This is a genomic window from bacterium, from assembly GCA_013360195.1.
In the GTDB taxonomy this organism is placed as follows: Bacteria; Electryoneota; RPQS01; order RPQS01; family RPQS01; genus JABWCQ01.
Window position 1 is genome coordinate 113,890 of sequence record JABWCQ010000005.1, and the last position, 15,786, is coordinate 129,675.

14 protein-coding genes are annotated in these 15,786 nt (G+C 52.1%); 5 read left to right on the forward strand and 9 right to left on the reverse strand.

Annotated elements, in window-relative coordinates; translation table 11 throughout:
- Nucleotides 1-186: 186 nt before the first annotated feature.
- From HUU59_05610 to HUU59_05620, 3 genes are all read right to left on the reverse strand, one after another.
- Entirely contained in the window at nt 187-2,577 is a 2,391-nt protein-coding gene (locus tag HUU59_05610) for an endonuclease MutS2 (GenBank protein ID NUO18907.1), read from the reverse strand.
- Nucleotides 2,574-3,071 carry a CvpA family protein gene (locus tag HUU59_05615; protein NUO18908.1) on the reverse strand — a complete coding sequence of 166 codons (498 nt, stop codon included), beginning with the start codon at nt 3,069-3,071 and terminating at the stop codon, nt 2,574-2,576. Before HUU59_05615 ends, HUU59_05610 begins: the two co-directional genes overlap by 4 nt.
- A gap of 114 nt (nt 3,072-3,185) precedes the next feature.
- Complete coding sequence (locus HUU59_05620; GenBank protein NUO18909.1) at nt 3,186-3,386, reverse strand: 30S ribosomal protein S21; 201 nt, start codon at nt 3,384-3,386, stop codon at nt 3,186-3,188.
- Between the two features lie 317 nt (nt 3,387-3,703).
- Between HUU59_05620 and HUU59_05625 the strand changes: the two genes are divergently transcribed.
- The 3 genes from HUU59_05625 (at nt 3,704) to HUU59_05635 (ending at nt 7,756) form a co-directional block, all read left to right on the forward strand.
- Nucleotides 3,704-5,011: an ammonia-forming cytochrome c nitrite reductase subunit c552 gene (locus tag HUU59_05625; protein ID NUO18910.1), complete on the forward strand. Its 1,308-nt coding sequence runs from the start codon at nt 3,704-3,706 to the stop codon at nt 5,009-5,011.
- Nucleotides 5,012-5,025: 14 nt separating this feature from the next.
- Entirely contained in the window at nt 5,026-5,484 is a 459-nt protein-coding gene (nrfH, locus tag HUU59_05630) for a cytochrome c nitrite reductase small subunit (GenBank protein NUO18911.1), read from the forward strand.
- Between the two features lie 715 nt (nt 5,485-6,199).
- The gene (locus HUU59_05635; protein NUO18912.1) at nt 6,200-7,756 is read left to right on the forward strand and encodes a T9SS type A sorting domain-containing protein; all 1,557 of its coding nucleotides are present in this window, start codon (nt 6,200-6,202) and stop codon (nt 7,754-7,756) included.
- A 79-nt stretch (nt 7,757-7,835) separates the two neighbouring features.
- Here HUU59_05635 and HUU59_05640 read toward each other — a convergent pair whose 3' ends face one another.
- From HUU59_05640 to HUU59_05655, 4 genes are all read right to left on the reverse strand, one after another.
- Complete coding sequence (locus HUU59_05640; protein ID NUO18913.1) at nt 7,836-8,762, reverse strand: hypothetical protein; 927 nt, start codon at nt 8,760-8,762, stop codon at nt 7,836-7,838.
- A gap of 8 nt (nt 8,763-8,770) precedes the next feature.
- Nucleotides 8,771-9,199 carry a large conductance mechanosensitive channel protein MscL gene (mscL, locus tag HUU59_05645; protein ID NUO18914.1) on the reverse strand — a complete coding sequence of 143 codons (429 nt, stop codon included), beginning with the start codon at nt 9,197-9,199 and terminating at the stop codon, nt 8,771-8,773.
- 131 nt (nt 9,200-9,330) lie between these two features.
- Complete coding sequence (locus HUU59_05650; protein NUO18915.1) at nt 9,331-10,425, reverse strand: hypothetical protein; 1,095 nt, start codon at nt 10,423-10,425, stop codon at nt 9,331-9,333.
- An 89-nt stretch (nt 10,426-10,514) separates the two neighbouring features.
- Nucleotides 10,515-11,342, reverse strand: a complete 828-nt coding sequence (locus HUU59_05655) for a hypothetical protein (GenBank protein NUO18916.1) — start codon at nt 11,340-11,342, stop codon at nt 10,515-10,517.
- Nucleotides 11,343-11,729: 387 nt separating this feature from the next.
- Here HUU59_05655 and HUU59_05660 point away from each other — a divergent pair, with 387 nt between their 5' ends.
- A complete protein-coding gene (locus tag HUU59_05660) occupies nt 11,730-13,370 on the forward strand; it encodes a hypothetical protein (protein ID NUO18917.1) in 1,641 nt (546 codons plus the stop codon).
- A gap of 9 nt (nt 13,371-13,379) precedes the next feature.
- Nucleotides 13,380-13,814 (forward strand): response regulator, encoded by a 435-nt coding sequence (locus HUU59_05665; GenBank protein ID NUO18918.1) that lies wholly within the window; start codon nt 13,380-13,382, stop codon nt 13,812-13,814.
- Nucleotides 13,815-13,936: 122 nt separating this feature from the next.
- On the opposite strand, the gene HUU59_05670 is transcribed toward HUU59_05665, so the two are convergent.
- Together HUU59_05670 and rfbB are read right to left on the reverse strand one after the other, a co-directional pair.
- A complete protein-coding gene (locus HUU59_05670) occupies nt 13,937-14,575 on the reverse strand; it encodes a hypothetical protein (GenBank protein NUO18919.1) in 639 nt (212 codons plus the stop codon).
- 191 nt (nt 14,576-14,766) lie between these two features.
- Nucleotides 14,767-15,783, reverse strand: coding sequence for a dTDP-glucose 4,6-dehydratase (rfbB, locus tag HUU59_05675; protein NUO18920.1), 1,017 nt, complete (start codon nt 15,781-15,783; stop codon nt 14,767-14,769).
- Between the last annotated feature and the right edge of the window lie 3 nt (nt 15,784-15,786).

Sequence of the window (15,786 nt, forward strand, 5' to 3'; positions counted from 1 at the left end):
TTTATGTCAATACAATTACAAATTCTTAAAAAACAATAGATGCTTGAAATTTGGAGAGGCTTCCGGGAGGCAAGAGGTGGGTCAGAGAGGTTTTGGAAACCGTGCACGAGGCGAGTGGGACGCGGAATCAAAGAAGTGGATGCGCAGACGGCCGGAGGCCGCCGGTAGCATAAAGGGATGCTCTCCTTAATATAGCTCGACGACGGTGGAGCCGAAGTCATCCTGATTGGCGCCTCCGTCATGCATATTTTTGACCAGAGGGTGCCGCTGAAGAAACTCACGAACGCGGACGCGCAGCGCGCCGGTGCCTTTGCCGTGAATGATTTTGACACTGGGATATCGCTGTTCTGAAGCGACAGCAAGATAGCGGTCAATCATGGGAACGGCCTCATCACCAAGCTTGCCGCGCAGATCGAGTTCGCCGGTGATGCGCTCATCACTCATTTGCACGTTGACTTTGATTTGTGCCGACTTTTTCTTTTTCGAGAGGTCGGGCATGTAGAGCCGCGACGCATCGAACCACAAGCGCATGCCGTTCATTTCGACTTCGACCTGTTTGCCGCCGCGCTTCAGATTTGTGACCACACCTTCACCTTCGACGCCGTCCACCCCGACATGCAAGCCGACTTCAATGGCTTGCGGACGGCGAATTTCAGGAACCGGTTCCTTCAGCTCCTTGACATTTTTTGTCTTTTCGACTTCGACTTTTTCGCGAAGCGCACGCAATTTTTCACGCGCGGACGTGACGGCGGCTTTTTCAGCCTGCTGTTCTTTAATCTGCTGAACGAGCTTTTCGATTTCCTTACGCGACTCTTCGACAAGCTTTTCCGCTTCCGCGAGAGCCTGTTTCTTGGCTTGCGCCTTGATTTTCTTCAGTTCGTCAGACCGCTCCTGATAGAGTTTGGAGAGCGCTTCGTACTGAGTGAGCTTCAGGTCGGACTCTTTGCGCAGTTTTTCGTATTCCTCGATCTTGCGTGAGAGTTCGCTGACGAGTTCTTCGAGACCGAGCGCGCCCTTATCGAGGAAGGAGCGTGCACGAGTCAGGACACGGTTAGGAAATCCGACTCGCTGGGCAATTTCGAGGGCGTAGCTTGAGCCGGGCAATCCTTCACGGAAGTGATATGTTGGAGTCAGGCTTTGTTCGTCGAAAGCCATTGAGCCGTTCACCAAACCTTCGGTTTCGTGCGCGAAGGCTTTCAGCGAGCCATGGTGTGTGGTGACGACACTGACGGCATTCTGCATCGTCCATTCGAGCAACGTGGCTTGCGCGAGTGCGGCACCAATTGCGGGGTCGGTGGAGGAACCGATTTCATCCACAAGCAGGAGCTTGCTGCGCGCGGATTCCTCTGTCATTTTTCGCAATCGCGCGACGTGACCGGTGAAAGTTGACAAATCCCCTTCGAGGGATTGCGCGTCGCCGATGTCAGCCCAGATGCTTTCGAAGTACGGGAGCTGACTTCCGGAGGAAGCGGGAATAAAGAAGCCCGCGCCAGCCATCAGGCTCAAGAGACCGACGGTTTTCAGCGCCACCGTTTTGCCGCCGGCGTTGGGGCCGGAAACAACGACGGTGCGAATCGGGGGGATGATTTCTAAAGTGAGCGGAACAACGGACTGTAATTTTTTTTCGCGCATGCGCTCAATCAAGAGCGGATGCCTGGCGCGCCACAGCCGGATGACACCGATATCATTGAGTTCCGGCGCAGTGCCTTCCCAACGCAGCGCGAGTCTTGCGCGCGCATAAAGCTCATCGAACTCGGCCATGATTTCAAGCGAGAGAATAATCTCTTCGAGGTGCTCGTGGACAAGCGCTGTGAGTTTCAAAAGAATGCGATGAATTTCGCGCTTTTCTTCGAGTTCGAGTTGCCGAAGCTTGTTGGAAATAGGAAGTGTTTCGACGGGTTCAAGAAAGACGGTGGCGCCGGAGGCGCTGGTGTCCACCATCACTCCCTGCACTTTGTGCTTGGCATCATCGCGCACAGGGAGAACGAGTTTGCCGTCGCGGAAACTGACGACGCTGTCCTGCAGATAGCCTTGGTCCGCCCATTTCTGCATGATGGATCCGAGCCGGTCCTCGAGGTGCTTGTTTTCCTTGCGGCGTTCGTGACGGAGCCGTTTCAAGTCGGGAGACGCATCATCAAAGAGCTCGCCGTTGAGATCAATGGCGGATTCGATTTGTTTGGCGATACGGCCGTGGTCCCAGAGACGGCCGGCAAGTCCTGCCAGTTCGGGGAGTGATTCACCTCGCGTGTGAAGCTGCACGCGGACACGATTATAGCAGGCGATGGATTCGGCAATCTTGCGTAAGTCAAGCGGGTCGAGGCTTGCTCCCTCAATAGCGGCACGCGAGAGTGGTTCGCGAACGTCGGCAAGACCATCCATGGGTAATCCGCCGTCCGTCTCCGTGAGCACACGAACCATTTCCTGTGTGCGAATAAGCAGAAGTTCAGCGCGGTTCTTTGAGACGGGAACATCGAGTGCTAAAAGCCGCTCCGCCCCGAGGGGTGAAGCGGCCAAGCCGGCGGCAATAGAGATAACCCGCTCCCATTCGAGAGCGAGGAGGGTTTCTTCACCAATCATACCCACCTGCGCTTTTCCCAGCTCTCCCAGTGGGTGATGCTGAAGGCGACTTTCTTTCCTTCGCGAATAAGTTTTGACTTATTCATGAAGGTGCTCATATTTCCGCTTGCATCAGCCCATTGAATGACCATGACCAAAGCGGCAAGCAGGAAGATTCCTTTTGCCGTTCCGCCGAGCAGGCCGAGAATTCGGTCGGGCCATTTCAGTTTCGTGCCGTCTATCCACGTGTGCATACGGTGTCCGAAATAGGCAAAGACAAGGTAGATAAGCAGGAAGAAAAGCAGGAAGACCAGACCCGATGCCCAGCGCAATTCCCAACCGGGGTCGGCGAAGCGTCCGGCGATATCCTGTAATTGGTCCCGGAAGAGCAGCGTCAGGAGCAAGCTTGCCGCAAGACCGATGGTGATCATCAGTTCGAAGAGGAAGCCGCGCCGGATTCCGCCGATGCCGAAGCCGATGAGTAGGAAGATGATGAGGATATCAAGGATATGCATGAGTGACTTACAATTTATTCAAGCGGAAGCACAGGCGCAACGCGGATACATATAATGAAAGCGAAATCGCCCGGACAGAAAGCTGTTCGGGCGACTTGGAAAGGCAATCAGAGTTTAGCGGTTGCGGAGGATTCGGTTGATTTTGCGAATCTTACGCTCAGCTTGGCTGCGTTCCCGCTTGGCCGTTTCACAGGGTTTTTCGTAGAATTGACGGCGGCGGACTTCGGACAGGATTCCGGACTTTTCACAGGCCTTCTGAAAGCGGCGCACAAGGCGCTCCATAGGTTCACCCTCTCGGGCTTTGACAAATGGCATGGCTAAAAGTTCACCTCCTTCCGAACAGCGGTTAGTTTACGGATTTTATAGACACGTAAGATACGGCTGTTTGAGCAGAAAATCAACCGTTTGAGAAGATAGGTGCAATGGCGTATAATAAACAATATTTTAGTGCCTCTCGATTTTGGACAAATTTATCTTAAATATAGAGTTTACTGTAATTAGGACACCGGTGGTCAATATTATGGGGTGGTTGATTTAAGTTCCTGACCGCCGTACCTTAAGGGCATCCCGAACAAGGAGAACCTCTCATGAAAAAGTTATTATCTTCGCGCGGCGCAGCCGCACCCATACTTTTGTTTTTCATCAGCGCAGTGGCCGTTCTTTTTCTGGTGTGGCTGCTGACGGACATTTTTGAGAAGAAGCAGGAAGCCCGCTATTCCTATATCAAGACTCAGGAGATTTCGTGGGGCGAGCCGGATCCCGAGAAGTGGAAGGCGAATTTCCCGCGCGAATATGCGGCTTATATGAAGACGATGAAGACGTCGGAGCTTGCGAAGATCAGTCCGTATGCAAGATATGGCGGATCAGAATCGTTTTCGAAGCTTGAAAAGGACCCGCGAATGGTTCGGTTGTTCGCGGGCTACTCGTTCAGCGTTGACTATAACGAAGAGCGCGGGCATATGAATGCCCTTCCGGACATGCTCGAGATAAAACGACTTGGCGACAAGAAGCCGGGGTCGTGTATGACGTGCAAGAGTCCGCAAGTTCCGCTTTTTATCGAAGAGAACGGAGCTGAAGCATTTTACAAGACACCGGTTAAGGAACTTGTGGAAAAGCACGGATTCAAGCATTCGATATCGTGCGGCGACTGCCACAACTCGGAGACGATGGAGTTGCTCGTGCGGCGGCCTGCATACATAGAAGCGCAGACGCGGAGGGGGATAGACATCAAAGCGCACGATCAGAATTTGAAGCGGACGGACGCCTGCGCACAGTGTCATGTGGAGTATTACTGGCAGAAGGAGACAAATTATGTAACCTTCCCGTGGGACAAGGGGCTTTCGATTGACTCGATAGAAGCTTATTACGATTCCATCGGATTCTATGACTGGGTTCACGCGGAGACGGGCGCGAAGATGGTGAAGATGCAGCATCCGGAGTACGAAATGTGGAGCAGCGGTATTCACTCGCGGAGCGGCGTGGGCTGCGCGGATTGCCACATGCCTTACACGAGGGACGGATCCATCAAGATAACAGACCATTGGATACGCTCGCCGTATATGAATTTGACGAACGCGTGTTTGACATGCCATCGCGAGAGCGAGGACGAAATGGCGATGCGGATTCGGGAGATTCAAGACCGGACCTATAATTTGATGGACAGGTCGGAAGTTGCCATCATCGCGGCGATTGACGCAATCAAGGCAGCAATTGCGGCGGGAGCGACGGATGCGGAACTTGAAGAGTGCAGGAAGCTGCATCGCAAGGCACACATCCGTTGGGATTTTGTATCGGCGGAGAATTCGATGGGATTCCACAGTCCTCAGGAAGCGACACGCATGTTGGGTGACGCAATAGACTTTGCGCGGCAGGCGGAGCTTTCAGCGACGAAACTTCTGGCAAAACACGGCAAGCTTGATGTCGCATCGTTGACCAAATAGCCGGGGTTTAGAGCATGAAGAAACCCTCATTTCTGGTCTCGTTGACGGCGATATTGCTTGGCGCATTCGTGGCGCTTGGGCTGTACACGGCCTATTACAGTAAGGCGTATTCGTACCTTCAGGACGATCCGCTGGCATGCGTGAATTGCCATGTGATGAAGGACGCTTACGACGGCTGGAAGGTGTCGAGTCACCGTCACATCACGTGCAACGAGTGTCACACGCCGAATGATTTCGTCGGGAAGTATGCGACGAAAATGGAGCATGGTGCGCGGCACTCGTATGTGTTCACATTTGGCGATCCGCAACTGATGCGGCTGAAGGAATCCGGTGAAGACATCGTCACGAATAATTGCGTGGCATGTCATCAAACGCTCGTCAACTCAACCTTACCGGATCACATGAACGAGCGACGATGCTTAATCTGTCACGAAGGCGTTGCGCACGGGAAAATGGCGAATCGAAGAAGATAGTTGTACGGTTTCTAACAGGAATTTTCACAGCGGGCGGCAGCAATGTCGTCCGTTTTTATCGTGTTGAGAAGTTTTCACTTAAACGGCTTGAAATGACATATTAACGTGGAATTGGTGAACTCTCTTGACAAAGTCAGCTTTTTTTTGATATAATGACAGCAACCCCGCCTCGGCTGGGGGCGGGGCGCCAAACAATAGGAGGTTGCGATGAAGAGACATGTTTTGTGGGTCATATTGCAACTGCTGTACTGCACGACGGTATTTGGGCAGACGGATGATCCGGGGTGTAATAAACTTGTTATCGGATCGGATAGGGAGTGCTCAGCAGCGCCAAACTGTAACTCCTTAATTGGTTGTACATCTTACACTTTCCACGTGGACTGCGGGGGAACCTACAAGTTAAAGGCTATTGTGGATTGCGGTGAAAACAATTGCGGTCACTGCGCATCTTGTGTAAGTATCTATACTGATCCACCTGGAGTCGCACCTGTTGCAACTGTTAACACATTAAGCGTCTGCGGCAACAACTTATGCGCGGATAGCACAAATGTTACGAGCATGACGTCGGGCAACTATATTATGTATGTGTGCTTGATTCCATGTACTGATGAAGAAGAAGACATTGACGCATGTTGCGAAGAGTTCATTGACATTTGTAAAGCTTACGGGTGTCTGGAATGGGGAACATCTGGCGCGGGATGCCTGTAATTGATCCGTGGGAATTTGCCTACTCATCATATGTCTTTTCGAATCGCTGTTTGCCCGAATCGTCCATATTCCGGCCGAATTCGATAGCATTCAAGAAGGACTCGACTCTCTTTCTGAAAATGACACGCTCATGGTCGCGTTGGGGACATATGAAGAGGCGCTGATTGCTCCTGCAATTTCTTTTACGATGCTTGGAGAAGTTGATTCAATGTTAGGCGAGAGAGTCCAGCCTGTCATTGACATAGCGAATCTAGAGCTTCCAGATTCAACTCCGTTGCTTGTTCTACAACGCTCATCGTCAGCAATAATCAGAGATTTTTATTTCCGGAACGGAGGTCGTGACTGTATTCGAAGTTGGGCAGATGGAACAGTGATTAGCAACTGTATTATTGATTCTGCATATTACGGCTTTAATCAGAAACAGGACAGCATTGGCGCCATTGTTAGACTTGAAGCATGTGACTTCAGATCGGTTTTGTTTACAGGCGTCATCGTTAGATATGGCAACACACTTTTGGCAAGGCTTTGCAAATTTTCAAGCTTTGAGAGCGGAATGCGAAGCCTTGTAAACGTCAGTTCATCCATACTCGATTCATGCGAGTTTTCCTGTGACGGCGGGATGCGATTGCTCTCGGCTAGCCGTGGACCTCACACTGTAAAGAATTGCACGTTCGGCCCGGCTATCATGTCACCTTTTGAAAGCGCGGTATCAATAGGTGACACAATGCCAATATTCATTAACAATACAATCCTTGATTGTGTATATGGAAACCACGCCGTCAGGATCGGCGCGGTGCTGCCTGATTCGGCGAGAATAGCAGGCAATACCTTCATTCGCTGTACGGGACTAAATGTTGGACAAATGGCGGCGGGCGCGTTGGGGATACTTTACACGACTACACCAACTGGGCGAGGCGCGCTCATTTTTGGCAATAGCTTCGTTGAGTGCGCGGGCTATGTGACGGCTGACGACATTTGGCCGTACGTAGGATATCCGGCTTTGATCGAGAACAACCGCTTCGTTCACGACAGCCTGAACGGCCTGCCTTCAATTGGCGGAAGCGGGGGTCCGTGGCAGGGGATGCCGCACACAATGAGGAATAACGTTTTTGTTGATTGCGGTTATGCGCTTGACGGTTCAGCGCAAACTGACGCTCGTTTCAACTATTGGGGCGACGCAAGTGGACCGTATCACGAGACGGACAACCCGCTTGGCTTGGGAGACACGATCACCGGGCCTGTTCAATTTATTCCGTGGTTGACGGATACGATTACTTCCGTGGATAATGAAGTTGAACTCCCACAGAGCATAGAGTTGGTTGTTTTCCCGAATCCATTTAACGCATCCACGACGCTGTCGTTTGAGCTGAAGCACGGGGCACACAGCGTGATTACCATATTTGATGTTTTAGGACGGGAGGTTTGGAGGTCTGCCGAGGAGTTTCGAACGATCGGCGCGCACAGCGTGCAGTTTGACGCAAGCGGCTTCGCGAGCGGTATCTACTTTGCCAAGCTGGTCACACAATTCGAATCCGTTGCCGCGAAGATTGTCCTATTAAAATAGATAAATACTTTCAGTCTAAAGTTATAAAAAAGGCCCGCTCGAAATGAGCGGGCTTTTTACATTTGCAAATTTGCAGTTCTTATTTCTTTTCAGCTTCCTTGTCGTAATTGGCCCAGTTATAGACCAGTCCGACACTCAACGCCTGCTTCAGTCGGCCACCGAGGTCAATTTCCTTGTCATACAAGAGTTGCCAGGCCAATCCGACGTTGATCAGTGAAGACACTTTGACTCTGAGGATGTTGTCCCAGTTGAGGTCGGCGGTTTTCCAATAATCGTTGACAGCTTCATCAGATTTTGAATTGAATAACGCTTGGAAGACGGTTAGTTTTGAGTCGAAACTGTACTTGCTGGTGGCTGAACCAAGTTTCAAGTCAGTGACCCATTCGACACCGCCGTCCATGGTAGATTCGGACTTTGTACCCGGAGACGTATCGGTGGAATCAGAAAAGTCATCATAGCGAGTGAATCGCTGACGCAAACCAAGGCCCAGCCGCGACGTCAAGAGTGTCTTGTCGGGAATGTTTACAATGGTACGCGCGAGACCAGAGGATTCGGTCAATTCAAGCGGATTTACGTAGCGCGTGTTGTACGGACTTGACGCATCGAGAAACTGCGATTCGACCGTCAACGCGAAATAGGGATCTGCGAACCAGCCTTTTGTCAGGCGCAGGATTGCGTCGCCGCGAATTTTGTCTTCAGACTTCGTGGGCTTCTGCCAGTCCTTGGATTCCTTGTCTTGAATATGCGTTTGACCGAATGAAAGTTTCCAATCGTACTGATTGTACCAATTGCGTGTGATTTGACGCTTCGTGGTGCTGTTATAAAAAGCAATCCAATTGATGGATCCTGCTTCGCCGCCGGTCCAATTGTCGGAATAGGCGGATTGTGTGGTAAGGATTCCGGTTGAGAATTCGGCTTTCCACGGGGTCGGTTCAGGCTGCTCCGCGGCAATCGCGGCAGCGGTAAGAACGAAGAGGGCGAGAAAAATTTTAGTCAGATTGTTCATCGTATATCTTATTTCTTTTTCAACAGGTCACGGATCTCTTCAAGCAGGACTTCGGATTTCGGAGGAGCCGGTGGTGCAGCGGGAGCGGCCTCCTGTTTGCGGCGCGCGGCATTTGCCGCTTTGACGACAAGGAAAATCGCAAAGGCCGTAATCAAGAATGTAATGATGGTGTTGAACCAGATGCCCCATGCCATCACAACAGCGCCGGCGCCTTTTGCGGCTTCAAAGGAATTGTACGGACCGGCGGGAGTACCATCTTTCAGAACAAGAAAGATATTGGAGAAGTCAACATTTCCAAGAACAAGACCAAGCGGCGGCATTAGAATCCCATCGACGAGCTTACCGACAATGGGTCCAAAGGCCGCGCCCATGATAATACCGACAGCCATGTCGAGCACATTCCCGCGCATGATGAACTCTTTGAATTCCTTAACCATTCGATACTCCTTTGTGGGTTAGAAAAGCATCAATAATATAGTACTATCCTCAAACTATATCAAACGCAGTCAAACTGCGGTGTTCAACGCTGCGCAATCATCAGCAATTGCAGTCATTCAATACAGGCGGATTACATGCCTGCTTGAACCTGTTCAGCAAGCCAGATAACGCTGTCGAGCAAATCCTGTTCGTGACCCTTACCATGAACCAATGCGTGGACATATCCGTCCGCGCCCACGACGAAAACGCAGGGCTTCTTGGGTGAATCAAGTCGCAAATCCAGCGCATCAGCACTCTGAATGAAATTGACATTCCAGCGAGTGCCGTTGCGGTCAGTTTCGGAGATCAACGAACTTGCATCAGCCTGATTACCTCCGAGATGGACAGCATAAACCGGCCATTTGATTTTTTCTTCATTGATGGCCTTGTTCATTTCGGCAAGAGTGTGATTGATACATATCTCGGAGCCCATCGACCAATAGACCAGCAGAGAGACTTTGCCGCGCAGGTCATCGGGCTTTACCTTCTTCTCAGGTGCGCCGATCGTGCCCAACTCAACGTCCAGCGGACTCTCGGGCACGAGATTATTGATCAGAGCGAAATAGGCTTGAGCATCACGCTGCCCCAGACAAATATCCAGCAATCTTGAACGCATGTGTTCGTCCTGCGGGTCACAGACCAGACCGGACTCATAGGCCTCGCGCGCAGACTTCAAGTCGTTTCTTTCGTCATAAAGCATTCCCAAAAAGCTGTAGCCTTCGGGTCGGGACGGATTCAATTGTATCGCCTGTTCAACGCGCTCTTCAACAATATTAAGATCGGGAGTCTCTTTGTGCCACTCGGCAGCCATATGACAGAGCCGGAGCCAGAAATTATCGGGCTCACGCTCGATCCAGGATTCGATTTCACTTTCCTCCAACGTGAAGTTCGTCGCGCGTGCATACAGATAGAATGTGGCCGATGTGTTCAGCCTTTCGTACCGAGTGCGAAAATAAGCTCGTGAGTCCGGAAGCAATTTGCCGATTGCCTTTTGCACTTCGCGTCCTGCAGGCACATCATCAGGGAATTGTTCGAGCAGCGCAATTCCGCGTTCAATGCGAGCCGCGGAATCGAGTGCGGCGAGGTTTGCTTCCTGTACGGCAATCTCTCCGAGTGAACGCGAGACCGGTGCAGGGCCAATCGCCCACGCGGGCAGTGCTGCAAGGAGCATGAAAAGCAGGGCCATTATTTCCTCAGAACAATATAAGTGAGTTTATCACAAGAAAACAAGCACAGAGATAATGAAGCCCGCTACCTTGAGCGGGCTCCTAAATCTTAGTAGTCGTCGTCACCACCACCGTCGTCAGGACCGCCGTATCCTGAATAGTCTTCATCCTTCTTGCGCTGCGCGACGCGCTTTTTCAGGCAATTAAAGCAGACCTTCTCGATGGACAGCCAGCCAAATTGCTGACCACAATCGGCGCACGTCAGCATTCTGGGAGCAAGTCTTTTTGGCCGTGGCGGGAGCTGTGCAGGCGGAGCAGGCGGAGGTCCCGCCAGTTCGGGATCGAGAATCAGCGCGCTTGAAAACGGATCGAGATCATCAAGAATCTCGACGTCATCAACTTCTTCGACTTCCTCCATGTCCTCTTCGAGGAACTCTTCCGTGGCGCTGCGCCGGCGGCCGCGCACACCTTTCTTTCCGCTCTCTTTCTTCTTACCGCGAGCAGGCCGGACCTCGTCATCATCATCTTCTTCATCGTCATCGAAGTCGTCATCATCTTCTTCGAGATCATCGTCATCAGATTCCACGACAGGTTTCTTTCGTCCTCGTCCAGCCGGTTTCTCGTCCAGCTCGATATCATCATCACTTTCATCGCCGAGCGGATTCTTTGGTTTGCGTCCACGCTTAGCCGGCTTCTTTTCTTCGATCTCAGACGGTGAAGCAGGCTTGGCGACTTTCACCTTAGCGGCAGACACTTGTTCAACAACAACGGGCTTGATGTCATCTAAAGTGGCATCAGCTGCAACCGGTGGTGCTGTCTTTTTGCTTTTCGCGGCTTTATTCAATGGTGCGGTAGTTTTTTTTGCTGCAGAAGAGGCGGATGGTGACTTGGCCGGTTTGGCTCGCACAGCAGCCTTACTGTCCGGTGTGGACTTCACAGCGGCAGTTTTCTTGCTCTTTACCGGTTTCGAGGGGGGTGTTTTTGCCCGCGTGGCCATGGTCAGCTTGCCTCGTTTGTCGAAGTGGAAGGCACGAATTGGGGAATGTTAGTCCAAAAACCCCAATGCACCTTGTGAGGTTCCCGGCAGGACTGGAGCAAATTGAGTCCTCCTGCCAAAGGCGATGCAATATAGGTGACCAATAAACCGCAGTCAATAGTCAAGCCTCGGGCTTTTCTTGGTTTAGGATATGAGATTTTTGTTGTAACATATTGTTATATATACAACTATGGGAAAAGTGGTTCTTCTCAAGTGCCTGATGAAGAGGCACTGTCGTGGAATTTAGCCCACAGGTGCTGGCACCCTCCTTGCTTCAGCAGAGTCGAAATGGGCACACCCGGCGATTCGTCCCCTGGCAGTTCGGCACTTCTGCCGACTGATATAAGCGTGACGTCCGGACCTTCATGGGGGTCGGGCGGGCGGATCTTGTGGCTATCCAACGAATGGGAAAAGCCGCATCCGCTGCCTGAGAGTTTGCGCGGTCTGGGAATGGAAGTAAAGTGCGTTCACAGTAGTCTTGTGGCGCTCGGGCTGGTATCCGACTTCAATGCGGACGTGTTCTGGCTTGAGAGTTCGGACGGCGAGCTTTCCCTGGAAGAGATCCTCGATGCCCTGCGGGGGCCGCGGCGAATCAATCCACTTGGAGTGGTTATCTCACCAGGCTGGTCGAGCGCATTGCCGGGAAACGAGCTTGGCCCTTCGGACGAAATCATTGATTCAGACGATTGCCTGACCAATCCATGGCAGTTGTTGCAGTTGATCAAAGTCACGCGGCTTGAGCGACAGATCATTCAGCGTGAAAACGAGATTCTTAATTCTCTTCCGCACGCGTTGCTGGTGGTTGACGGCGATCTTGTTCTGTGGAAAGTCAACGTGCAAGTTGAGAAACTTCTCGAAATTCATGACCCTGACTACCGCAAAAAGGCACTTGGACGTCATTTCGGCTTGGGACTCTCGCACGCGGGAATTGCAGCGGAAGGCACGACCACTTATTCGCAGCTCGTCCGCGAGCTTGAACAAGCCGTCAAGGGCAAGCGTGGGCGAATTCGTGTGAAGGAAACTATCGGAGGCACGGAGAAACTGCTGAGCGCGGAAATCACACAGCTCGTGCATAGTCCCGCGCATTTTCTGATTGACATACGCGATATAACCGCCGACGAAAAGGCAGTGCTGGTCGAAGCACGCCGCGAGCGGCTGGCGACGATAGGTAATCTGTCCGTCGGCGTCGCGCATGAAATTCAGAATCCGAACACGTTCAGCCGGGTAAACGCTGCGAATTTGAAGATGATGATATCTGCCTTGACTCCAGTGATTCAGCACGCCACGCTGGCAAGCGGCGGAAAACTCGGAAACATGCAGGCAGAAACATTCCTGCAGAAGATGAATGAAGCTGTTGCCGCAGTGGATATGGCAAGCCGCAGAATCGAGTCGGTGCTGAACACTCTCAAGTCGTTTGGCAGGCAGGACAACGGGCAACTTGAAGCGGTGAGCATTCGCAGGGTTGTGGATGAATCGGTCATGCTGGTTCGCCACGAAGCTCGCGGAAAATGTGACATTGAAATTGACGTTGCGGAAAGTGTTCCGCCGGTTACAGCTTCCGCGACGGGATTGAGTCAGGTCATTGTTAACCTGCTGCAGAACTCCGTACACGCCTTAGCGAGCCACATTCCGCACACGGGTGCGAACGGCGCGAAGATTGTTATCAAGACCGAAGTGATCACAGACGAAGAAGTGATACTGTCTGTTTCAGATAACGGCCCCGGAATACCGGAGAACTTGCAGGACAAGATTTTTCGCCCCTATTTCACCACGAAGGCGCAGGGCCAAGGGACGGGCCTCGGGCTTTCGATTTCGTCTGACATGATGCACCGGTTCGGCGGGGACTTGACCTTACGCAGCAGGACGGGTGAAGGGGCAACATTCTACATAAAGCTCAGGCGGCATGAAGAGCCGCCGGCACAATCATAAGGAGCAGGTATGGCGTACAAGGTAATGATAGTGGACGACGAAGATCTGATCTTGTCGTCGCTGGAGACATTTTTGACAATGCGCGGATACGAAGTGCACACGTCCAACAATCCCGTCGAGGCACTCGAGCGAATTGAGTTCGAGAAGTTTCACGTCGTGCTGATGGACATCAACATGCCGCAGATGACGGGGCTTGAACTTTTGAAGCGCGTGAAGACGGCTCGACCGACGGTTCAGGTGATCATGATGACGGCATACACGACGATTCAGAAGTGTATCGAGTGTGTCGAACGCGGCGCCAGTGACTATCTGCTTAAGCCGTTTGAGGACATGGAGCAGCTAGCCAATCTGCTCGAAGAGACATGCCGACGCGTGTCTCGCTGGGAGTCCATTGCCAAGGAAAGCTTGCGCCATCCGCGCGACGTGACGGCGCACCAGTTATAGTGTTTTAGGAGCGGAAGGCATTCCGCCCGCGGGCGTCCTCGCGGTAATAGAGTACCGCGAAAAATAAGAAAACCGCAAGCACGGGATGTGTTTGCGGCTTCTTGTTTTCGGGACCGGGGCCATCAAAAATAGATTTGCGCTCCGAGCTGATACGTAAGGTACGAGATGCTGAACTCAATGTTCAAATCCTCATGCTCAAACGAAGCCTCGTAGCGATGGTATTGAACACCGCCGTTCAGGACGATGGGAGCTTCGGGTATTCTGAATGCGGCGCCGCCTTCCACGAACCACCCCCAGGTCATGTCGGAAGTCAACTCGGCGATGATCATATCTCCGGGGCCGGGCTGTTTGAAAATTCCTTCTGTTTTGCCTGCGCTCACTCCCGCCCCCAGTATTGGTGTTATTGGTGCCTCAAGTGAATTTATGACGTGCCAGCGCAGACCGGCGAGCCAGCGGCTGTTGTTTCTCCACTCCACACTTCCGTCAGCGTCCTTCTCATCAAAATTCACCAGACGGTATCCGAAATACAGTTGGCCGTTGTCGGAAATCACTCCGGCATCAAATTGTCCACCCATCACTCCGGCCGCGTTGCCGTCCCACACCGCTCCTTCCACTTCATCGGCTGCCTCGCCAAAATCTCCGGTAGGATCATTCCATTGCGCGTTCGCGCCGATGAAGAAGTGCGGAACAGCGGCCTCGCTATAATGTGCGCCGCAATACAGCATCGCCATCACCGCTGTTAAGGTAATAATTGTCTTCATGATTTGCTCCTCCTGGTCATCAATTTTTCTACCTGTCCATCCATGACAACTTGTATCCATCCTAAGACTTTGAACTTTCGCTCCTCGCAAAAGGTTTCAACAAGCGTTCACGAAAAGGCAAAAGGCCGTGATTCTTTTGAATTTCACGGCCTTCTTTTGAACGAACAGGAAGGTGGAGTTTCTACTGGCCGCTATGCTTTTGCCAGTGGCGTGTAGTGCTTTTCCATCCAAGCCTTATAGTCCGATTGCTTCAATTTAATGTCGCGCCACCACTGTTCATTTTCGACGTACCACTTGACAGTTTTTTCGAGACCTTGCTTGAAGTTGTGCTTCTTCACCCAGCCAAGCTTTTGAATTTTTTCCGTGTCCACGGCGTAACGGCGGTCGTGGCCGGGGCGATCCTGCACGTAGGTAATCAGGTCCGTGCCCTTGCCCAGAAGTTTCAGAATCGCGTGTGTGACGTCAATGTTGAACTCTTCGTTGTGCGAGCCGCAATTATAGATTTCGCCGACTTCGCCCTTTTGCAAAACGAGATCGAGTCCGTCACATTGATCTTCGACAAACAGCCAATCGCGCACCTGCTTGCCGTCGCCATAAACGGGAACGGGCTTGTTCTCAATCAGATTGGTCGTGAACAGCGGCACCAATTTCTCGGGATACTGAAAGGGACCAAAGTTATTCGACGAGCGCGTAATCAGCACAGGCAGACCATAGGTCACGAAGTATGAGCGCGCCAATAGTTCACCGCCGGCCTTTGCCGCGGAATAGGGCGATGACGGCGACAGCGGATCGGTCTCTTTGAAATAGCCTTCGAGGCGCGAGCCATAGACTTCATCCGTCGAGATATGCAGGAAGCGCTGCACCTTGCGGCGGCGTGCCTCTTCGCACAGCACATAGACGCCTTTGACGTTGGTCATCACGAACAGATCGCCCGCATGAATCGAGCGGTCTACATGCGTCTCGGCGGCAAAGTTGATGACGGCGTCGCAGCCGTCCATCGCTTCAGCGACCTTCTTCTCATCGCAAATATCGCCCTGCACGAAGCGGTAGCGCGAATCGCCCGCGACATCCTTCAGGTTATCGAGATTCCCCGCGTAGGTAAGGGCGTCAAGATTTGTCATTTTAAGGTGCGGATACTTTTTGAGCATATACCGCACAAAATTGGAGCCGATAAACCCGGCCCCTCCGGTGACAAGGAGGTGGTTCATGAA